At 57.7% G+C, this 20,129-nt stretch carries 16 protein-coding genes and 9 tRNA genes; 4 read left to right on the forward strand and 21 right to left on the reverse strand.

Annotation, left to right across the window (positions count from 1 at the left end; translation table 11 throughout):
* Nucleotides 1–41: 41 nt before the first annotated feature.
* A complete protein-coding gene (locus BW958_RS05250) occupies nt 42–320 on the reverse strand; it encodes a YeaC family protein (RefSeq protein ID WP_076574701.1) in 279 nt (92 codons plus the stop codon).
* Nucleotides 321–517: 197 nt separating this feature from the next.
* On the opposite strand from BW958_RS05250, the gene BW958_RS05255 reads away from it, so the two are divergent.
* A complete protein-coding gene (locus tag BW958_RS05255; RefSeq protein WP_076574702.1) occupies nt 518–1,309 on the forward strand; it encodes a DUF2989 domain-containing protein in 792 nt (263 codons plus the stop codon).
* On the opposite strand, the gene msrB is transcribed toward BW958_RS05255, so the two are convergent.
* The 4 genes from msrB to malQ all read right to left on the reverse strand — a co-directional run bounded on the left by msrB (nt 1,297) and on the right by malQ (nt 8,318).
* Entirely contained in the window at nt 1,297–1,704 is a 408-nt protein-coding gene (msrB, locus tag BW958_RS05260) for a peptide-methionine (R)-S-oxide reductase MsrB (RefSeq protein WP_076574703.1), read from the reverse strand. The two genes, BW958_RS05255 and msrB, sit on opposite strands and share 13 nt — an antisense overlap.
* Before the next feature lie 89 nt (nt 1,705–1,793).
* Nucleotides 1,794–3,863: a glycogen debranching protein GlgX gene (gene glgX, locus BW958_RS05265; protein WP_076574704.1), complete on the reverse strand. Its 2,070-nt coding sequence runs from the start codon at nt 3,861–3,863 to the stop codon at nt 1,794–1,796.
* Entirely contained in the window at nt 3,863–6,046 is a 2,184-nt protein-coding gene (glgB, locus tag BW958_RS05270) for a 1,4-alpha-glucan branching protein GlgB (RefSeq protein WP_076574705.1), read from the reverse strand. The genes glgX and glgB overlap by 1 nt, the downstream gene beginning before the upstream one ends.
* Nucleotides 6,047–6,128: 82 nt before the next feature.
* Nucleotides 6,129–8,318, reverse strand: coding sequence for a 4-alpha-glucanotransferase (gene malQ, locus BW958_RS05275; protein ID WP_076574706.1), 2,190 nt, complete (start codon nt 8,316–8,318; stop codon nt 6,129–6,131).
* Between the two features lie 322 nt (nt 8,319–8,640).
* Here malQ and gap point away from each other — a divergent pair, with 322 nt between their 5' ends.
* Both gap and BW958_RS05285 read left to right on the forward strand, forming a co-directional pair.
* Nucleotides 8,641–9,636, forward strand: a complete 996-nt coding sequence (gene gap, locus BW958_RS05280; RefSeq protein ID WP_076574707.1) for a type I glyceraldehyde-3-phosphate dehydrogenase — start codon at nt 8,641–8,643, stop codon at nt 9,634–9,636.
* A gap of 103 nt (nt 9,637–9,739) precedes the next feature.
* On the forward strand, nt 9,740–10,606 hold the full coding sequence (locus BW958_RS05285; RefSeq protein WP_076574708.1) for a D-hexose-6-phosphate mutarotase: 867 nt from the start codon (nt 9,740–9,742) through the stop codon (nt 10,604–10,606).
* 60 nt (nt 10,607–10,666) lie between these two features.
* On the opposite strand, the gene nadA is transcribed toward BW958_RS05285, so the two are convergent.
* A complete protein-coding gene (nadA, locus tag BW958_RS05290; protein WP_076574709.1) occupies nt 10,667–11,719 on the reverse strand; it encodes a quinolinate synthase NadA in 1,053 nt (350 codons plus the stop codon).
* 136 nt (nt 11,720–11,855) lie between these two features.
* On the opposite strand from nadA, the gene BW958_RS05295 reads away from it, so the two are divergent.
* Complete coding sequence (locus BW958_RS05295) at nt 11,856–13,961, forward strand: methyl-accepting chemotaxis protein (RefSeq protein ID WP_076574710.1); 2,106 nt, start codon at nt 11,856–11,858, stop codon at nt 13,959–13,961.
* Nucleotides 13,962–14,016: 55 nt separating this feature from the next.
* On the opposite strand, the gene BW958_RS05300 is transcribed toward BW958_RS05295, so the two are convergent.
* The 15 genes from BW958_RS05300 to tolQ form a co-directional block, all read right to left on the reverse strand.
* A tRNA-Lys gene (locus tag BW958_RS05300) sits at nt 14,017–14,092 on the reverse strand.
* Between the two features lie 42 nt (nt 14,093–14,134).
* A tRNA-Val gene (locus tag BW958_RS05305) sits at nt 14,135–14,210 on the reverse strand.
* 10 nt (nt 14,211–14,220) lie between these two features.
* Nucleotides 14,221–14,296: transfer RNA gene (locus BW958_RS05310), tRNA-Lys, on the reverse strand.
* A gap of 34 nt (nt 14,297–14,330) precedes the next feature.
* A tRNA-Val gene (locus BW958_RS05315) sits at nt 14,331–14,406 on the reverse strand.
* A 10-nt stretch (nt 14,407–14,416) separates the two neighbouring features.
* Nucleotides 14,417–14,492, reverse strand: a tRNA-Lys gene (locus BW958_RS05320).
* 49 nt (nt 14,493–14,541) lie between these two features.
* A tRNA-Val gene (locus BW958_RS05325) sits at nt 14,542–14,617 on the reverse strand.
* 10 nt (nt 14,618–14,627) lie between these two features.
* Nucleotides 14,628–14,703, reverse strand: a tRNA-Lys gene (locus BW958_RS05330).
* Nucleotides 14,704–14,750: 47 nt separating this feature from the next.
* A tRNA-Val gene (locus BW958_RS05335) sits at nt 14,751–14,826 on the reverse strand.
* A gap of 10 nt (nt 14,827–14,836) precedes the next feature.
* Nucleotides 14,837–14,912: transfer RNA gene (locus tag BW958_RS05340), tRNA-Lys, on the reverse strand.
* A gap of 173 nt (nt 14,913–15,085) precedes the next feature.
* On the reverse strand, nt 15,086–15,880 hold the full coding sequence (gene ybgF / locus BW958_RS05345; RefSeq protein WP_076574711.1) for a tol-pal system protein YbgF: 795 nt from the start codon (nt 15,878–15,880) through the stop codon (nt 15,086–15,088).
* Between the two features lie 12 nt (nt 15,881–15,892).
* Entirely contained in the window at nt 15,893–16,414 is a 522-nt protein-coding gene (pal, locus tag BW958_RS05350) for a peptidoglycan-associated lipoprotein Pal (RefSeq protein WP_076574712.1), read from the reverse strand.
* Between the two features lie 46 nt (nt 16,415–16,460).
* Nucleotides 16,461–17,780, reverse strand: coding sequence for a Tol-Pal system beta propeller repeat protein TolB (tolB, locus tag BW958_RS05355; RefSeq protein ID WP_076574713.1), 1,320 nt, complete (start codon nt 17,778–17,780; stop codon nt 16,461–16,463).
* Between the two features lie 71 nt (nt 17,781–17,851).
* The gene (gene tolA, locus BW958_RS05360) at nt 17,852–19,006 is read right to left on the reverse strand and encodes a cell envelope integrity protein TolA (protein WP_076574714.1); all 1,155 of its coding nucleotides are present in this window, start codon (nt 19,004–19,006) and stop codon (nt 17,852–17,854) included.
* Nucleotides 19,006–19,452, reverse strand: coding sequence for a protein TolR (gene tolR / locus BW958_RS05365; RefSeq protein WP_076574715.1), 447 nt, complete (start codon nt 19,450–19,452; stop codon nt 19,006–19,008). The genes tolA and tolR overlap by 1 nt, the downstream gene beginning before the upstream one ends.
* Entirely contained in the window at nt 19,452–20,126 is a 675-nt protein-coding gene (tolQ, locus tag BW958_RS05370; RefSeq protein WP_218641743.1) for a protein TolQ, read from the reverse strand. Before tolQ ends, tolR begins: the two co-directional genes overlap by 1 nt.
* Nucleotides 20,127–20,129: the final 3 nt, after the last annotated feature.

Raw genomic sequence — 20,129 nt, forward strand, 5'->3', positions numbered from 1 at the left:
GGAGCCGTGGCTCCCCTCTCTGTTTCCTGCGTTTGGCCAGGTTAAAGATCGTTGAAGCGGCCAATCTCTTCATCATCCTCACGAAACAGCCGCTTGAGCTCGGTTTTACTCTTCATCACGATATTGCCGTCGGCCCCGATATTCATGTGCTCCGGGTTATCCAGATGCAGCGCCTGCCAAGCCATCACAGCCTGCAACGATGTGGCTTTTTGCTCCTCGCTCAGCGCCTTACCATCGGGCCATTTACCAAGCTCAACGGCAGTGCGCAGCCGTTGGTACACCTCTTCTGGCATGGTGGCGATCACCTGCTGAAATGACATGCCTCTCTCCTTGTTACAGACCGATGCGGCCGGGCTGGCTCACTGTTTTTCATCACTGATTATTCGGTTATCCAACGCCTCAGCGGTTTTGTGTCGCAAAAATGATGTACGCTCATCATGGCGACGACACCGTGCCGGTTACCTTAACAAACCAGCCACCATCGTCCAACATGGCCACCACATCGATACCTTGCATCATGTCTCAAAACCGACTTCAGCTGCTGTTAACCCTGTTACTCCCCCTCACCGGTTGTGGCGAGGCTGACCCGCTGCCCGATATCTGCAGCCGTTCACCCGCCCTGTGCCGCGACCTGGTGGATGATGGCTGGTGCCGGGCCGAGCGCCGTCAGGTCATTCTGGCGCGCCATGCCGCTCAGGGGGTACCGGCAGAGCCGCACTATCGTCTGCTTGAGGCACTCGATGGATATCTCAAGTGCATGGATCACGCTAGCAAGCTGGAATACCGACTGCTCAAAGACAAGAAAAGCCGCCGCATCGAATACATGCTCTCTGCCAGCCAACAACAAGAAACACTGGACGAGCAGACCCGCGACAGCAGCAATCCCTGGCTCGCCATGTGGCATTGGCAGCGTCACGCCGACCATGCAGCTGGCGCACGCTTTATGGCGCTGGCCGGCACACCTGCGCTGGAGCAAGGGGAGCTACAGGAGGCGCTGGCTATCGAAACGGCCAAGCATGAACCCAAGCGCGCCATGGCACTGTTCGAGCATGCGCTTACTCTGCCGCGCCAAGACAACCGCTTGCCGGTGCGGATCGCCACCGCCCTCAGCACTCTGCATATGGGACTTAAGCACTATCGGGAGGCCTATCTGTGGGCCGTCGTAGCCGCCAAATTACCAGACGGGCCAAACGTCAGCGCCCAGCGAATGAGCCTTTACATCACGATCACTGCCGATGAGCGCAGCGCTATTGAAGCAAAGGCACAAGAGATAGCGGACGCTATCAACGACGGGCATTATTCGCCCTGAGCGTCACCGGCAGATTCGCTCGCAAAATCGAGGCTCAAGCTGTTCACGCAGTAGCGTTGCCCGGTCTCGGTCGGGCCATCTGGAAACACATGGCCAAGATGGGAGCCGCAGGTGTGGCAGGTGATCTCGACTCGCTCCATGCCATGGCTGGTATCACGGGTGTAATCAACCGTGCCGGCAATGGCTTGGTCAAACGAGGGCCAGCCGCAACCTGAGTCAAATTTGGCGCTCGCATCAAACAGCACGCTCTTGCAGCAGACACAGAGATATTGCCCCTGCTTGCGGTTGTGCAAGAGGGCGCCGGTATACGGGCGCTCAGTGCCTTTTTCCCAGCAGACGTGAAATTGTTCGGGAGTGAGGCGCTCACGCCACTGGGTGGGATCGTTCTTGTGCATGGTGCTCAACGTTATTTATCGATTTTTACATCATGCTAACCTGCCATCATGCTTGTTAACTACCGATGAATGGCAGGTTTAGAGTCATCTCATGGCGACAACGGGAGCTGGATCACCTTGCATGCCAGCAACTTGAGCGCATGAGCGCGGCCTACGGCGACCTGCCGCTTGATGTCATCGGGCAGAAACGCCAGACCATCGCTGGTCGCAGTATCGATCACCTGCAGCCACTCGCGCCCTTCACAAGGCAGCGGTAAGCGGAACTGGATGTCATAGTCACTGGCATTGAACAGCACCAGCCAACGCTCCCCCACTCCCTCAGTCACACCAATATCCAGCGCAAACGCCTGCGCCATCGGTGAGCTCCAATCTTGATCGGAGAGAATGTGCCCATCCGGGTGATACCAGGTCACCTGATGCAGGGGCTCACACTCGCCATACCAGGTATCGCCCTCCAATTGCAGCGAACTAAATACCCGGGACTCGGCCCGCAGCTGCATCATCTGACGGGTAAACTGCAGCAATCGCTCATCATCCGGCGAGTGCTGCCAGTTGACCCAGCTGATGCGGTTGTCTTGACAGTAGGCATTGTTGTTGCCAAGCTGGCTGCGCCCCATCTCATCGCCGCCGAGAAAATGGGGGATGCCCTGGGAGAGCAGCAAGGTGGCAATGAGATTGCGTTTTTGCTGCTGCCGCAGGTTGCTGATGCGCGGATCCAGCGTCGGCCCCTCGACCCCGTAGTTACAGGAGAGGTTATTGCTGCTGCCATCGCGGTTCTCCTCACCGTTCACCTGATTTTGCCGCTGGTTGTAAGAGACCAGATCATCGAGGGTGAAGCCATCGTGGTAGCAGAGGTAGTTCACGCTGGTGTGCGGCGAGCGCCACCCCTTGGGAAAGATATCCCGTGAGCCCAGCAGTCGGGTGGCAAAATCCCCCATCCGTCCGGAATCCCCACGCCAGAAGGCGCGCACCGTATCGCGGTAACGATCGTTGATTTCGCTCCACTGACTGGGAAACTGGCCAAGGCGATAACCAAAGGGGCCCACGTCCCACGGCTCGGCAATCAGACGGGCACCCGCGAGCACCGGGTCAGCCATGATCGCCTTGAAAAAGGCCCCCATGGGCTCAAATTCATTGGCCTCGCGCGCCAGAGTGACCGCCAAGTCGAAGCGAAAGCCATCGATCTGCATCTCGCTCACCCAATAGCGCAGGGCATCGAGCACCAGCCGCAGCGCGTTGGGATGATCGAGATTAAAGCTGTTACCACAACCGGTCACGTTGAGATAGCGTTGATAATCTGGCCCCTGCGCCCCTTGTTCAAAGTCGTAATAACCCGCGTTATCAAACCCTTTGAACGAAAGCGTCGGACCATCCGAGCCACTCTCGGCGGTGTGGTTGTAGACCACATCCAGAATCACCTCAAGACCGGCGCGGTGCAGCTCACGCACCATGGTCTTGAACTCGGTAACGGCATCACGCCAGGCATAGCGCGGCTCGGGAGCAAAAAAGGCGATCGGGTTGTAGCCCCAATAATTGGTAAGTCCCAGCTTTTCGAGGCGCATCTCGGACATAAAGGCAGCCGTTGGGAGCAGCTGAACCGCCGTTATGCCAAGTTCTTTCAGGTGGCGAATCAGCGCCGGATGGCACATGCCAAGGTAGGTCCCGCGCAGCGCTTGAGGCACCTCGGGATGCAGCATGGTCATCCCTTTGACATGGGTTTCATAGATGACCAGTTGCGAGACGTCGTGATCCGGTTTGCTCACGCCCTCCCAATCAAAGGCATCCGAGACCACCACCGATTTAGGGATCAAGGCGGCGCTGTCACCGGCATAAAGCTCGTCATGCCAGATCAGCGGACGGCTGAGGGCACGGGCGTAAGGGTCAATCAGCAGTTTATCGGGATCGAGCAGCAAGCCCGGCTGGGCCTTGCCATGAACTCGATAGCCGTAATACTGACCGGCTTTGACTCCGGGGACATAACCGTAATGTTGCTGGCCGACGGTTCGTGGCAGCACCAGGCGGATCAGCTCCTGCTCCTGCTTATCGAACAGGCAGAGCTCCACCCGGCTGGCACCGGATGCCCAGACACCGAAATGGCATCCCTGTGCATCAAGGCGGGCGCCTAACCAGGAGCCCGTCCCGCATTCCATTTTGAACATCAGCTCTCCTGCGTGATGAACAACGTGGACAAGGGGGGAAGATCAATCACGATAGAGTAGTCCATACCCTGCCAAGGCGTTGGCTCAGCCATGAAACTCAATCCTCCCACGTCGAAGTTGCTGCCCCAGTAGAACTCGCTATCAGTATTGAGCGCGACGCGCCACTGACCTGCGGCCGGTACGCCGAGGCGATAACGGCTGCGCGGCACCGGGGTAAAGCTTGAGACCACCACCACCTCATCACCACTTTGCACATCGCTGCGCAGCATGGCCAGAATGCTCTCGGCCGCGTTCTGGTGATCGAGCCAGCGAAAGCCGCCCTGTTCATAATCAGCACGATACAGAGCTGCATGTTCACGATAGAGCCGGTTCAGGTCGCGGATCAAGCGCTGCTGGCCCAGATGCTTGGGATAATCGAGCAGATGCCAGGCCAGCTGGGCATCATGATTCCACTCGTTGCCCTGCGCCAGTTCAGTTCCCATGAAGTTGAGCTTCTTGCCGGGGTGGCCATACATGTAGCCCATGTAGGCGCGCAGGTTGGCCGCCTGCTGCCACTCATCACCCGGCATTTTGTAGAGCATGGAGTGCTTGCCATGCACCACTTCATCGTGGGACAGGGAGAGGATGAAGTTCTCGTCATAGTGATAAACCATGGCGAAGGTCATCTCGTTGTGGTGATAACGGCGATGCACCGGCTCCTTTTGCATGTAGCTCAGGGTGTCGTGCATCCAGCCCATATTCCACTTGAAGCCAAACCCGAGACCGCCCAGGAAGGTCGGACGGGAGACCCCGGCGAAGGCGGTCGACTCTTCAGCGATGGTCATGGCGTGAGGATATTTGCCATACACCTCTTCGTTGAACCACTTGAGCAGGCTGATGGCTTCATAGTTGTGGTTGCCACCATCGACGTTGGGTACCCACTCACCCACATTGCGCGAGTAGTCGAGATAGAGCATGGACGCCACCGCATCGACCCGCAGCCCATCGATGTGGAACTTGTCGAGCCAGTAAAGTGCGCTGGCGACCAGGAACTGGCGCACTGTGTCGCGGCCAACATCATAGATGTAGGAGTTCCAATCCGGATGCCAGCCACGGCGCGGATCTTCGTATTCGTAAAGCGGTGTGCCGTCGAAGCGGGCCAGACCATGGGCATCGGACGGGAAGTGCGCCGGCACCCAGTCGAGGATCACGCCAATACCCGCCTGGTGGCAGGCATCCACGAAATATTTGAAATCATCGGCACTGCCGTAACGGCTGGTTGGGGCAAACATGCCGGTCGGCTGATAGCCCCAGGAGCCGCTAAACGGGTGCTCGGACACCGGCAACAGTTCAATGTGGGTGTAGCCCATCTCCCGCACGTAATCGACCAGTTCAGTGGCTAGCTCGCGCCAGCTCAGGCTGTCGCCGTTGGCGTGGCGGCGCCAGGAGCCCACATGCAGCTCATAGATGGACATCGGCTGTTCGCGTTTGTCGTTGCGCTGGCTTTGCTGCCAACTGGCATCCTGCCACTGGTACTGCTCGTGGTCATACACCACGGAAGCAAACGAGGGGTACTGCTCGCTGTAGAAACCGACCGGATCGCTCTTGTGCGGCAGACGGTTGCCCATCGGGTCCTTGATCTCGAACTTGTAGCGCTCACCGGCCTTGAGGCCCGGAACAAACAGCACCCAGTGACCGCACAGAGAGCGCTCCATCGGATGGCGGCGGCCGTCCCACAGGTTGAAATCACCAATCAGGCTGACCGAGGTGGCGCTCGGGGCATAGACCGCGAAACGAACCCCTTCCACTGACCGCTCGAAGTGGCTCACCGTGCGCAGTTGTGCCCCAAGCGTGGCATAGAGGTTTTCCGGCCGCTGAGTCATCTCGCTCAACCCGTCAAAGGCGGCAGCCTGGAACTGATAGGGGTCGAGTTGTTCGACCGTTGAACCGTCAGCGTACTGGAGCTGAAGCAGATAGGGGAAGGGGTTCTTGCGGCGGATGAAAACAGTTTCAAAAAGACCTGGTTGCAGTGCAGGGGAGAGAGTTGCAACCCATTTACCCGATGTCAGATCCTTGACCTTGACCGCACTGGCATCAGGCAACCAGAGGGTCAGTTTCAGCCCGGCGCCGTCCGGATTGGGATGCAGGCCTAGCTGAGAGAAGGGATGGGGACACGCGGCATTGGCCAGACGTTCAACAAGCATTGAGATTTCCTTTCATGACTTGACCACCGCCCCGGCAGAGACCGGGACGGGGTATACGGCTTTTCAGTCAGGACGAGGCCGCTCAACGGCCAGCCTCGTCACGGGCGCGGCTCATCTGTGATGCCAGAGCCGCCAGCGCCTTGTCGGCGAAGAGATCTTCCAGATCCCGCGACAGTTTACGGCGCCAATTGGGATATTCGGTACTGGTTCCTGGTACATTGACCGGTTTGTCCATCTCCAGCCAGTCCTCAAGCTGGGTACTGAACAGCGCGCAATGACCACGGGCCATGTGGATCTGCATACCATGGTTAAGATCGGTACTCATTCCGACCCAATTCACATCGCGACTAATTTTGTCGGAGATAACGCCGTGCGCATGCAGGCTATCGAGGATCCGCTGCTTGGCCTCGTGGCGATCGGCGTACAGGCGAGCCAGTACCTCTTCGTCCGGATAGAGACCCAGCTGACGGCCTAGCGCCAGATCATCACACTGCCAGAAGCCCTTGAGGGTCGGCATGTCATGGGTGGTGAGCGCTGACATGGCCTGCTCGGCATAGTGGGTGGGCGAGATATAGCCGCCATCTTGTTTGGAGCGTTCGAAGAAGAACACTTTGTAGGAGTGCACCCCGCTCTCTTTGAGGGTGACGTCGATGCCTTCCGGCACGGTGCCCAGATCTTCACCGATGATAAGACATTGATTACGATGGGATTCAAGCGCCAGAATACCCAGCAGATCGTGCACCGGATAATAGATGTAGGCACCCTTGGCCGCCGACTCTGCGGGCGGAACCCACCACAGACGCAGCAAGGCCATCACGTGGTCGAGGCGCAGTGCGCCGCACGAGCGCATGTTGGCGCGCAGCAGATCAATCATCGGCTGATAGGCCAGTTCAAACAGCTTGCCCGGATTCATCGGCGGCAAGCCCCAGTTTTGACCAAGCGGGCCGAGGATATCGGGCGGCGCGCCCACCGAAGCCTGGGTGCAATAAAGCTCACGGTTGGCCCAGGTTTCTGTGGAGCCTTCCGACACACCCACAGCCAGATCGCGGTAGATCCCCATCACCATACCGGCGACGCGGGCGCGGCGGTCGGCATCAGCCAACTGCTCGTCAGCCACAAATTGCAGGTAGAGGAAGAACGCGACATCGTTCGCGTGAGCGTCAGCCCAGGCCGCGACCGCAGGCAAGTGATACTCCTGCAACTCGCGCGGCCAAGCCGGCCAGCCCCAGGCGTTTTGCCCTTCGGCATAGAGCGAGGCTTGAATCGCATCAAAGGTGGCCTGCTGCAGCAGACTGTCGCCACCTTCGGCGACAAACGCATCCAGCGCAGCCTGACGATCCGCTGTGAGCGCAGCCTGGTCGAACACCTTGCGCAGCATGGCCATCTTGGTCTGGGTTACGGCGGTGTAAGCCACGTCATCACTGGCACGCAATGTTGCCAGATGGCGCTGGAAATCGGCACCGGCCACTTCCGCTTTCAGGGCGGCATTAGCCTGAAACTCGGGCACCGCCTCCACATCGATATAGACCACATTGAGCCAGCGACGGGATGAAGGGCTGTAGGGGCTGGCACTCTCCGGGTTAGCCGGATAGAGGGCGTGGATCGGGTTGAGACCGACAAAATGAGCGCCCCAGTCAGCCAGCTTTTCAACCAGCATGCCGAGATCGCTGAAATCCCCGATGCCCCAGTTACGGCGGCTGCGCAGGCAATAGAGCTGCACACTCGGCCCCCACACCTTGCGACCGTTGGCAATGGCGGGCTGCTTATAGCAGCTGGCCGGCACCACAATCAGGCGCATCTGACCAAGCGGCTCCTCATAGCCCTCTTCACCGATGTTCAGGGTGTGATAACCGGCCTCGGTCACGGGCGCAAACGCCACTCGATAAGCCTGACATTCCAGATCGGGAAATTCGGCAACTCCCACCAATTCGCCATCGATTGGGGTCATGACACCACGGCTGACACTGCCCCCCTCCAGATGGAGGGTCCAATCCAGCTCATCGTTGACAAAATCAATGGGAAGGCGGATTTCAATGACAAGCGGCTCACCGACACGCACAACCTGCACCGGATCGAGCGGACGCAACCAATGCTGGCGCTCTTCGGTCTGCAACTGCTCGAGCAGGGCGTCATCGTCATCAACGTGATAGCCCATGGCACGCAGCATGGCCGCCTTGCTCTCAGGTGAGACCAGAGCCGGGTGCCCCCAGGCATCAACATAATCACTGGCAATGCCTTTAGCGGCCGCCAGTTCTTCAATCAGGGTGGACATATTTGAGAATTCCCGCTGTGGATTCTACTGATTCGATATGTACTGTTTTTGTTTTGTTATGTATTTCAGCAAGTGTGTAATTAGCACACCCACCGGGTGGCTATTGTACCGAACTGCCGATTCGATTATGTGACCCGGCAAGCACTCTCACCGTTCCGCGTCAAGGATAATGTACGGTTAAGTTACAATTTGAGAAAATAACTTTCAGACTCTTTCATGACTTAGCGCAATTTCACCTCTATTGCCGGTTGACTACCCGGGGAGTTCTAGTAAATTTACAAGCGGATTTTTCTTTGACTACTGAAAAGTTGGGTAACCAAATATGACTATCAAAGTAGGTATTAACGGTTTTGGCCGTATCGGTCGTTTCGTGTTCCGTCTTGCTTGCGAGCGCACTGATATTGAAGTGGTTGGTATCAACGATCTGATCGACGTTGACTACATGGCGTACATGCTGAAGTACGACTCTACCCACGGCCGCTTCAAGGGCACCGTTGAAGTCAAGGACGGCAACCTGGTCGTTAACGGCAAGACCGTTCGCGTCACCGCTGAGCGTGACCCGGCTAACCTGAAGTGGGATGCCATCGGTGTTGACGTAGTTGCCGAAGCCACTGGCCTGTTCCTGACCGACGAAACCGCTCGCAAGCACATCGCTGCTGGCGCCAAGAAGGTTGTTCTGACTGGCCCGTCCAAGGACGCTACCCCGATGTTCGTAATGGGTGTTAACCACGCCACTTACGCAGGTCAAGACATCGTTTCCAACGCTTCTTGCACCACCAACTGCCTGGCTCCGATCGCCAAGGTTCTGAACGACACTTGGGGCATCGAATCTGGTCTGATGACCACCGTTCACGCTACCACTGCTACCCAGAAGACCGTTGACGGCCCGTCCGCCAAGGACTGGCGTGGTGGCCGCGGCGCCGCTCAAAACATCATCCCGTCCTCCACTGGCGCAGCCAAGGCTGTAGGCGTGGTTATCCCGGAACTGAAGGGCAAGCTGACTGGTATGGCTTTCCGCGTTCCGACTCCGGACGTATCCGTTGTTGACCTGACCGTTAACCTGAAGAAGCCGGCTACCTACGCAGAAATCTGCGCTGCCATGAAGGCTGCTTCCACTGGCGCCATGGCCGGTGTTCTGGGCTACACCGAAGACGAAGTGGTTTCCACTGACTTCCTGGGTGAGCGCAACACCTCCGTGTTCGATGCCAAGGCTGGTATCCAGCTGACCGACACCTTCGTGAAGGTTGTGTCTTGGTACGACAACGAAATGGGTTACTCCAGCAAGGTTCTGGATCTGGTCGCTCACATCTCCAAGTAATTGGAGCGGTAACGCGTTCAGAGTGAAGAGGCGGCCAACAGGCCGCCTTTTTTATTGTCTCTCCGACGTTTTGTCTTGATGACACGTATTCAAGGAGTTGTTCATGTCTGCCGTTCGATCCCTCACCCAGCACGTTTCCCTGACTCAGACTGACAGTGGCTTGCCGTTGCTGAAAGTCGACAACGCTTTTGCCCGCGCCGAGATCACCCTGTTCGGGGCCCATGTCCTGAGCTATCAGCGCCACGGCGAAGCCCCGCTGCTGTGGTTGAGCGACAAAGCCATCTTTGACGGTGTGCAGCCCATCCGTGGCGGCATCCCGCTCTGCTGGCCCTGGTTTGGTCCCTCCCCGGCCCGGGTTGGTCTTGGTAAGCCCTCACACGGTTTTGCCCGCATCTGCACGTGGACGCTCGATGGCGTCTCCGACCATGTGGATGGAAGCCTTATCCATCTCTCCCTGAAAGACAGCGAGCAGACCCGTGCCCTGTGGGATCACGCGTTCGAGCTGGAGCTGGACATCCTGGTGGGCAAAGAGCTCTCCTTGGTGATGACCACCCGCAACACCGGCACGACAGAGCTGGTCTACAACGGCGCGCTGCACACCTATCTGCAGATTGGTGCTCCCGAGCAGGTCACTGTAACCGGTCTAGGCGAGCCCTACTTCGACAAGCTCAGCGGTGCCATGGCCAGCCAACACGGCCCGCTGGCCGTCGATCGCGCCATGGATCGCATCTATCAAGCGCCGGAAGCTGTCATCAAGGTTCGTGACGGGGATCGGATGATTGAGGTGATCAACGGCGGTCACGACAGCGCCGTTGTGTGGAATCCGTGGATTGAAAACAGCGCCAAGATTGTCGACATGAGCGACGATGGCTATCTGACCATGCTCTGCGTCGAGTCCACTGTGACCGTGGCCGATGGTCTGGTGGTCGCGCCGGATGAAGAGCACAGCCTGACGACCGTCATCCGCTGATCTCGCGCAATCCCTTAAATGAACACAGGGCGCCGTTGGCGCCCTGTGTTATTGCATCGCTTAACCCTGACGGCGCCGCAACTCGGCGGCGAAATCGAGCATTCGGTTCAGCGGGATCAACGCCTTTTCGCGCAGCGCCGCATCCACATGAATTTCGTGGTGCTCGGCCCCTTCAGTCAGCGCCGATTTGATGGCCACCAGACCATTCATCGCCATCCAGGGGCAGTGAGCACAGCTTCGGCAGGTTGCCCCGTCGCCACCGGTGGGCGCCTCGATCATCTCCTTGTCCGGGCACGCTTGCTGCATCTTGTAGAAAATACCGCGATCGGTGGCCACGATCAGGCGTTGCTGCGGCAGCTCCTTAGCCGCCTTGATGAGCTGGCTGGTCGAGCCCACCGCGTCGGCCAACTCAATCACCGAGGCCGGTGACTCGGGATGCACCAGCACGGCCGCATCAGGGTAGCGCAGCTTGAGATCATGCAGGGCACGGGATTTGAACTCGTCGTGCACGATGCAGTGACCCTGCCAACGCAGCATCTCGGCCCCGGTCTTCTTTTCGATATAGGCGCCCAGATGACGATCTGGAGCCCAGATGATCTTGTGACCCTGACTGTCCAGATGCTCGACAATCTCGAGCGCGATACTCGACGTCACCACCCAGTCGGCGCGCGCTTTAACAGCCGCAGAGGTATTGGCATAAACCACGACCACATGATCCGGGTGGGCATCACAGAACTCGGTAAAGGTGTCGACCGGGCAGCCCAGATCGAGCGAGCACTCAGCATCGAGCGTCGGCATCAAGATGCGCTTCTCAGGGCTCAGGATCTTGGAGGTCTCGCCCATAAAACGCACCCCGGCCACGATAACGGTCTGCGCCGGATGCTCGCGGCCAAACCGGGCCATCTCAAGGGAGTCACCGACAAAACCACCGGTTGCCTCGGCCAGCGCCTGAATTTCGGGGTCGGTATAGTAGTGGGCGATCAGCACGGCATTCTGCTGTGCCAACAGCGCCTTGATATCACGGGTGAGTTGCTCGCGCTCTGCGGCGCTTAACGGCAAGGGCTTGGCCGGGAACGGATAGTCCATCTCCACAGCCGGAGGGATGTTACTCATTGCTCTGGTTCCATCATGCAGGCATTTTGTGCGCATTATACCTGCCACCGTCCACAATCCTACCGACAAAATCCTCGCCTTCCGCTATGCCTCTTATAATCAAGTGAGACCAGATTCATGATGGCTGGAGGGTTGAATGAAACATTACTCTTTGAAATTCAAGCTACTAGCACTGACCACCACGCTGTTTCTGCTGGCAGGGGTCTCCATCACCCTGCAACTGCGCTCATCGCTCGAGCAGACGCGCAGCGAGGTGGTGAGTCAGACCAGTCAGGCACTGCAGCAGGAGATCCTCAGCAGCCTGCGCGGTCAGGCCGAGCGCTATGTCTATCAGATAGAGAGCCGCCTGCATGATGCCTATCAGGTGCCGCTCGGGATGAAAGCGGTGCTGGAAGGAAGCATGCAGCATCAACAAACCGCCCTGAGCCGCGCTCAGGTCGAAAACATGTTGCATGACAGGCTCTCCCAGGCTGTGGCGGTCAACTCGCTCTATGCGCAGTTTGAGCCAAACGGTTACGACACAAAAGACAGTGACTGGCCACAAGGTGACAGCCACTCGGTCAAGGGCAAGGGGACGCTCGAAGTTTATTTCACCCGCGATGACGCCGGCAAGGTAGCGCGCCCTGGCATTGATGCCGCCGCCAGTGACGCCAAGTATGACAAGACGCTGAACGAGTTCGGTGTACGTAATGGTGAGTGGTACCTCTGTCCCACCGAGCAAGCCCACCCCTGCATCACCGAGCCCTATGCATTTGAGATCACCCCGGGCAACGTCATGCTGATGACCAGCCTGACGGCGCCGATTATGCGTGATGGTAAGCCGGTCGGCGTGGTGGGCAGTGATATGAACCTGCCAATGTTCCAGCAATTTGCCAACGAGCTTGGCAAACAGCTCTATGACAATCAGGCCGATGTCACCCTCGTGAGTAAGCTCGGGCTGATCGTCGGTAACAACCATCACGCCGACAAGCTGGGCCGGCCGGTCAAAGAGGCCGGACTGACAATGCCTGATGGCGTGAACCAGGATAACCCGCAAACCTTCCAACTCGAGCTGCCCATTGCGATCGACGAGGCCGGCAGCCAGTGGTGGCTGATGATTTCGGTGCCACGCGAGCTGGCACTTGGCAAGGTCAATGCCATCAGCCAGTCGCTCGATACCTTGCTGGCCCAGACCCAGCGCAGCCAGTTGCTCAGTACGCTCGTCATCACCTTGGTGGCACTCAGCATCTTGTGGGTGTTTATGACCTCGATCACAGCCCCGCTCGACAAGATCAGCCGCCACGTGGCGCATCTGGCCAGTAGTGAAGGAGACTTGACCCAGCATCTTGCTATCGATACCCACGCCGAGCTCATCACGCTCGGTCGCCATATCAATATGTTCCTCGGCAAGCTGCGCAGTATGGTGCAGGAGTGCAAGGAGATCGGCGCCGATGTCTCTCGCCAGTCCCATGCCATGCAGGGCAATGCCTCTGGCATGCGCCAGAGCCTGGAAACCCAGCACGACGAGTTGCAAAGTGTCGCCCATGCCATGGAGCAGATGAATCAACGTGCGGCAGACGTGGCCAGCTACGCCGAGCAGGCAGCCCGCGAGTCGGACAATGCCAATCAGCAGATTGGCGACTCCCAGCAGGCACTGGAGCAGACGCAGCGCGAGATCACCAGTCTGGTAGCCAACATGCATCAGGCGAACGATGCGGTTGGCATGGTGGCAGAGCGCAGCGGCAATATCAGCAAGATCCTCGACGTGATCCGCGCCATTGCCGAGCAGACCAATTTGCTGGCGCTCAATGCTGCGATTGAGGCAGCGCGAGCGGGTGAGCAAGGCCGTGGGTTTGCCGTGGTCGCTGACGAAGTGCGCGCTCTGGCGAGCAAGACCCGTAGCTCTACCGACGAGATTGGCCAGCTAATTGGCAGTCTGCAAAGTGAAGTCAGCAATAGCCAGGTATTGATGTCAGGCAGTATCGCCAAGACGCAAGGAACGGTAGAGGAAGCCGATCGGGCGGTGCAGGCCATGAGCACCATCGTCGCCCAGATTGGTACCATTCATGAGCACATCAATCAGGTGGCCAACGCGACCGAGGCACAGCTACAAGTCAGTGAGACCGTGAGCAGCAATCTATCTCGCATCAGCCAAACTGCAACCCGACTCGATGAGCAGGCAGGCCAAAGCGATCAGCAGAGCCGGCAGCTGGGTGAACGAGCGGAGAAGCTGGCCACCGAGCTGGGTAAACTGCGGACCTGAGCGAGTTTGCAGAAAACACAAAGGCCTGCATCGCTGCAGGCCTTTTATTTCGAGATGGTGGGTCGTGCAGGATTCGAACCTGCGACCAATTGATTAAAAGTCAACTGCTCTACCGACTGAGCTAACGACCCGAAACCGGAGTGTGTCATCAGGATAGACCATCAGACAGGAAATGGTGGTCGCTACTGGGATCGAACCAGTGACCCCCTCCTTGTAAGGGAGGTGCTCTCCCAGCTGAGCTAAGCGACCTGGGAATTAGTGGTGGGTCGTGCAGGATTCGAACCTGCGACCAATTGATTAAAAGTCAACTGCTCTACCGACTGAGCTAACGACCCACTGAATTCAGGAGTTTCATCTGGAGGGATGAATTGGTGGTCGCTACTGGGATCGAACCAGTGACCCCCTCCTTGTAAGGGAGGTGCTCTCCCAGCTGAGCTAAGCGACCTGGGCAATAGTGGTGGGTCGTGTAGGGCTCGAACCTACGACCAATTGATTAAGAGTCAACTGCTCTACCAACTGAGCTAACGACCCACGCAAACCGTGGTGTCTGACTAACTTTTGCGCTAACCAGACCAAATTTTGGTGGTCGCTACTGGGATCGAACCAGTGACCCCCTCCTTGTAAGGGAGGTGCTCTCCCAGCTGAGCTAAGCGACCTGGGCAACAGTGGTGGGTCGTGTAGGGCTCGAACCTACGACCAATTGATTAAGAGTCAACTGCTCTACCAACTGAGCTAACGACCCACGCAAACCGTGGTGTCTGACTAACTTGCGCCAACCAGACCAAATTTTGGTGGTCGCTACTGGGATCGAACCAGTGACCCCCTCCTTGTAAGGGAGGTGCTCTCCCAGCTGAGCTAAGCGACCTGGGAATTAGTGGTGGGTCGTGCAGGATTCGAACCTGCGACCAATTGATTAAAAGTCAACTGCTCTACCGACTGAGCTAACGACCCGCAACCACCGCTGACATGCGCTACAAGTAGCGGCGCCAACGGCGGCTTATATTACGGATTTAAATCTCCGGCGCAACAGAAAAATCGTGATTTATCTCCGTTTGCTCACGCTACGTACAATCGTGGGCAAAATTAACACGATCGCTACGCCGGCTGCCGTTTTAATCGACAAATCAGAGCTTTGAGAGGCTCTGCTGGGCCAGCTGGGCAGGAGAAGTGTTGGGATACCCCTTCACAACCTGCTCATAGAAGGCCTTTGCCTCGGCTTTTTTCCCTTCCAGTTGCGACAACATCCCCAATTTCAACAAGGCATCGGCGCGCTTGGGTGATTTCGGGAACTTGCTGACCAGGGTCTGGAACTGCGCCTTGGCGCCCGCCTTGTCCCCCTTGTTGAACAGCAGCTGCCCCAGCCAGTAGTGGGCATTGGGCGCGTAGCTCGACGTCGGGTACTGTTTGACGAAGCTCTGGAACGCAGGGATCGCCTTGTCGTAGTTCTTCTCCTTGAGCACCAGGTTCACCGCAGCATCATAGGCCTGGTTCTCATCCTGGTTACTGGAGATAGGCGCCGCTGCCGCTGCAGGTGCCGCGCCAGCCGCTGCATTAGCTGCCGGTGCCGCTGCAGCTTGCGAGTTCACCTTGTCGAGCTCCTGATAAAGCTGACGCTGGCGCTCCTCGGATTGCTGCATCTGATAGCCCTGCTGCTCCAGCTGGCCACGCAGCTCGTCAACTTCCTGTTGCAAGGAGTCAACTTGCTGCTGCAGATCGGCTTGAACCCGCAGCCGGGCGTTAAGCGTGCGCTCCAGCAGCGCAACACGATCTTCCAGCGAACCGGACGGAACCAGCGCCCCATTGTTTCCACTCAGGGTTACTGCGCCACCACCCAGTTCGGAAACCGGGGCTTCGGCGTGAACCGGGAGCTGAAATAAAAGAGCGGCCGTGATGGCCGCTGTCTTATACACACACTTCATGCGTAATTAACCTTAGTAAACCAGTACCGCACGGCGGTTCTTGGCGAAGGCGTCTTCGCTGTGACCCGGATCTTGCGGCTTCTCTTCACCGTAGGAAACGATGGAGAGTTGGTCAGCCTGAACACCCAGAGTCTGCATGTACTTGGCAACAGCCTTGGCACGACGCTCGCCCAGGGCGATGTTGTACTCAGGAGTGCCGCGCTCGTCGGTGTGACCTTCGATCAGCACTTTAACTGACGGGTTTTCACGCAGGTAGCTGGAGTGAGTGTCCAGCAGGTCGGCGTATTGGCCCTGGATTTCGTTGCTGTCGTAGCCGAAGTAGATGGTGTTATCGCGTTGCAGGGCCTCAAACTTCTGGCGCATCTGCTCTTCCGGGGACAACATGCCGTCGGCAGAGCCAGTCATTACACCACCGTTGGCGCCTGCGCCATTCTCTGCGCCAGAAGCGTCAGAGTCGGAGGTGGAGCTACAGGCCGCCAGAGTGAACAGCGGCAGAGCGATTGCCAAGCCCTTGAGCAGTTTGTTGAGTTGCATGCTAATTCCTTAAACCTTTGTCACAAATCCAAACCGGATAGAATTATTAGTTTAAAAAGGGTGACCATGCCGGCGAGCGGACTTCACCGGTGCTGGTCGGCAGCACAGCACGGAAGCGGCCATCGGTCGACACCAGCGCCAGGCTCTTCTTACCCTGATAGACAGTGGTATAGATGATCATGCTGCCGTTCGGTGCGATGCTCGGCGATTCGTCCAGCGCGTTCTGGGAAAGAGCGATCATGCCGCCACTTTCCAGATCCTGACGAGCGATCCGGTATTGCCCTTGATTCTGGGTAACCACGACCATGGACTTGCCATCAGGAGTGATGGAAGCACCTTGGTTAGCTGTCCCTTCCCAAGTCATTCGGCGGGTCATTCCGGACCCCAAATTTACGCTATAAATCTGGGGTTTGCCACCACGTTCTGAGGTGAACACCAAAGTTTGAGCATCCAGCCAAGCCGGCTCGGTATCGATGGAACGGTTGTCTGTCACACGGGTCAGCTGCTTGCTGCCGGCATCGATAATATAGATGTCAGGTTGACCATCTTTGGAGAGCACGATAGCCAGACGGCTACCATCCGGCGACCAACGCGGAGCACCGTTGATACCACGGAAGCTGGTCAGCAGGCTACGGGATTGGGAGTAGATATCCTGCACATAGATTTCCGGGTGCTGGTTCTCGAAACTCACATAAGCCAGCTTGCTACCATCCGGCGACCAGGAGGGAGACATCAGCGGCTCACGGGAGCGCAGCAGGGTCTTCTCGTTGTAGCCGTCATAATCGGAGATACGCAGCTGGTACGGATACTGGGTACCACGCTCAATGGCCACATAGGCCAAACGAGTCAGGAAGGCACCACGCTCACCGGTCAGGCGCTCATAGACGATGTCAGAGATGCGGTGAGCAAACTGGCGCAGCTGGGCAGCCGGGACAGTAGCGGTGCGGCTATCGAGTACATACCCGCTGGCGTCACCGCCCATGGCCTTGAGCGCCTGGCCCTTGAGCACGTCAACCAGCTCGAAGCGGATCTGATAACCACCGGCAGCCGGTTCAATCGAGCCGACCACCACCGCTTCTACCCCTTGGGAAGCCCAGGGGCCGAAGTTGATTTCGCCGCTATTGGAGGGAGTCTGGGGCATCTCCTGACGGCTCAGCGGCTTGAATTTGCCACTACGCAGCAGGTCAGAAGAGATGACATCCGCCACGTCCTGGGGCAACTGACCGCCCCCGGTCCACTTGAAGGGGGCAACGGCCACAGGACGAGCACTATCGATACCACCCGTCAACACCAGATCCAGAGCCGCATAGGCAGGGGAACCGAGCAGGGTGAAACTCAGGAAGATAAATATCAGCCGTTTCAACATTGCGTGTTCAACTCCATTTGGAGGTTAGAAAAACTACCGTTTCAGAAACGGGGGCTTACGCCCCCGCGTCATCAGCCGCCGAACGGATCGACGAGCAGATTGATATCCTGCAACTGGGCGAAGGCAGCAGGATCTTTCGGTACCGGTACCTTGCCTGCCTTCAGGGCAGCCGCTTTACCAGCCCGACATACCGCCGGATCACCACTGCCGGTATCAGCAGAGATGATAAAACCATCCGGGGCCAGTTTCAGTCTCAGAGTACAGGTTTTCCCCTTCATGGTCTGATCGGTCAGCATGTAGCGTCGGATCGTGTCGACGATCATCGCCCCATACTTATCGACCTCACCAGCGGCCTGACCTGAACGCGCCTGAGCCCGAGCATTGGCTTCCGCTTCAAGACCTTGCTGCATCTGCGCCTCAAGCTCCTGTTGCAGTTTGGCCTCTTCATCCGCCTTGCGTTTGCGCTCGGCATCTTCCTTGGCTTGCTTGGCTGCCTCAGCCTTAGCCTTCTTGTCAGCTTCCGCTTTAGCTTTCTTGTCTGCCTCAGCCTTAGCCTTCTTCTCGGCCTCTGCTTTGGCTTTCTTGTCTGCCTCGGCCTGAGCCTTCTTCTGTGCCTCTTCCTGCGCCTTCTTGGCAGCCTCAGCCTTCGCCTTCTTCTCAGCGTCTGCCTTGGCTTTCTTCTCTGCGTCGGCCTTGGCCTTTTGCTCGGCCTCCGCCTTCTCGCGCTCTTCCTCTTTCTTCTTCTTGAGGGCCAGCGCCTTGGTTTCCTCTAGCTTGCGAGCCTCTTCGGCGGCCTTGGCTTTTTGCTCTTCAACCTTGCGCGCCTCTTCTGCGGCCTTGGTTTTCTCCTCGGCACGCTTTTGCTCGGCAATCTTCATCTGCTTGTCGGCTTCGGCCTTGCGCACTGCCTCTTCAGCACTCTTGCGCTGCTCTTCAGCCGCCTGCAGGCGCTCCTGCTCCTCAATCCGCTCGCGGCGAGTGCGTTCGGCGTCTTCTTTCTCTTTCTTGACCGCCTGCTGCTTGGCCTGTTTCTGCTGGATCTGATCAGCCTGCTGATTGAGGAAGTTTTCATCCATCATCACAGCCTGAACAATCTGCCCCGACGCGGCGGGACGTTTGGGCTTGCTGAAATCGAGCCCGACCAGCAGGATGATGCCAATGATGAGGTGCAGCAGAAGCGAAACAATGACGTAACTCGATAATCCTCGCTTCACATCACGCTCCATCAATTCGGTGATTCGGTCATCAGGCCCACTTGGGGCACACCGGCCTTCTTCAGCGCCACCATCAGCAAAATCACCTCTTCATAGCGCACGGCTTTATCGCCCGCTACCACCACCGGAGCACCCTGGTTAACCGCCAGATAGCCCATGGCTTTTTCGGTAATGTACTGCTCCATGGCGCCCTTATCGCCACCGGGAACCGGCTCGGAGTCGGCCTCGCCCGCCTTGATGGTGTATGCCCCTTCCGAGGTCACACTGACGATAAAGGGGGGCTTGGAATCTTCCGGCAACTGCTCGGATTCAGCCTGTGGCAGATCAACCTTGACCCCTTGCGTAATGACTGGTGTTACCGCCATAAAGATGATCAGCAGCACCAGCATGACGTCGATGTAGGGAACCACGTTGATCTCGGCGACTTTCTTGCGCCGGATCCGCTGATAGCTTTGCATTACAGATCACCCTGCTGTGCAATTTGGCGGTTCAGAATGGTGGTGAACTCGTCCATGAAGTTGGCATAGGCGTTTTCCAGCTTTTCCACCTTGCTGGACAAACGGTTATAGGCAACCACCGCCGGAATCGCGGCAAACAGACCCATTGCCGTGGCGATCAGTGCTTCGGCGATACCCGGTGCGACCATTTGCAGGGTGGCCTGTTGCACCTGACCCAGTGCGATAAAGGCGTTCATGATCCCCCATACGGTACCGAACAGACCGATATACGGGCTGATGGAGCCAACGGTGGCCAGCACCGGCAGGTTGGATTCAAGATCATCCACCGCGCGCGAGAGAGAAACACGCATGGCACGATAGGTACCGTCCATTACCGCTTCCTGACCACGGGCGCCCGCTTTGAGCAGACGAGCATACTCTTTGAAACCGGAATAGAAGATATCTTCCATGCCTTCGATGTCATCGCGACGGGAAGAGGACTCCTGATAGAGGCGGTTCAAGTCGATGCCAGACCAGAAACGGTCTTCAAATTGCTCCGAGGCAAGACGCGCAGCCTTGATAACCTTGGTGCGCTGGATGATCAGGGCCCAGGAGAGGATCGACATCCCCATCAGGGTCATCATGACAAACTTAACCAACAGACTGGCTTGCCAGAACAAGCCAACAAACGAGATTTC

This window comes from Aeromonas sp. RU39B (genome assembly GCF_900156095.1).
GTDB lineage: Bacteria > Pseudomonadota > Gammaproteobacteria > Enterobacterales > Aeromonadaceae > Aeromonas.

Excerpts from the sequence above, each read along its gene's own strand:
- BW958_RS05250 (WP_076574701.1), bottom strand. The coding sequence starts at position 320 with ATGTCATTTCAGCAGGTGATCGCCACCATGCCAGAAGAGGTGTACCAA.
- BW958_RS05255 (WP_076574702.1), top strand. The coding sequence starts at position 518 with ATGTCTCAAAACCGACTTCAGCTGCTGTTAACCCTGTTACTCCCCCTC.
- msrB (WP_076574703.1), bottom strand. The coding sequence starts at position 1,704 with ATGCACAAGAACGATCCCACCCAGTGGCGTGAGCGCCTCACTCCCGAA.
- glgX (WP_076574704.1), bottom strand. The coding sequence starts at position 3,863 with ATGTTCAAAATGGAATGCGGGACGGGCTCCTGGTTAGGCGCCCGCCTT.
- glgB (WP_076574705.1), bottom strand. The coding sequence starts at position 6,046 with ATGCTTGTTGAACGTCTGGCCAATGCCGCGTGTCCCCATCCCTTCTCT.
- malQ (WP_076574706.1), bottom strand. The coding sequence starts at position 8,318 with ATGTCCACCCTGATTGAAGAACTGGCGGCCGCTAAAGGCATTGCCAGT.
- gap (WP_076574707.1), top strand. The coding sequence starts at position 8,641 with ATGACTATCAAAGTAGGTATTAACGGTTTTGGCCGTATCGGTCGTTTC.
- BW958_RS05285 (WP_076574708.1), top strand. The coding sequence starts at position 9,740 with ATGTCTGCCGTTCGATCCCTCACCCAGCACGTTTCCCTGACTCAGACT.
- nadA (WP_076574709.1), bottom strand. The coding sequence starts at position 11,719 with ATGAGTAACATCCCTCCGGCTGTGGAGATGGACTATCCGTTCCCGGCC.
- BW958_RS05295 (WP_076574710.1), top strand. The coding sequence starts at position 11,856 with ATGAAACATTACTCTTTGAAATTCAAGCTACTAGCACTGACCACCACG.
- ybgF (WP_076574711.1), bottom strand. The coding sequence starts at position 15,880 with ATGAAGTGTGTGTATAAGACAGCGGCCATCACGGCCGCTCTTTTATTT.
- pal (WP_076574712.1), bottom strand. The coding sequence starts at position 16,414 with ATGCAACTCAACAAACTGCTCAAGGGCTTGGCAATCGCTCTGCCGCTG.
- tolB (WP_076574713.1), bottom strand. The coding sequence starts at position 17,780 with ATGTTGAAACGGCTGATATTTATCTTCCTGAGTTTCACCCTGCTCGGT.
- tolA (WP_076574714.1), bottom strand. The coding sequence starts at position 19,006 with ATGGAGCGTGATGTGAAGCGAGGATTATCGAGTTACGTCATTGTTTCG.
- tolR (WP_076574715.1), bottom strand. The coding sequence starts at position 19,452 with ATGCAAAGCTATCAGCGGATCCGGCGCAAGAAAGTCGCCGAGATCAAC.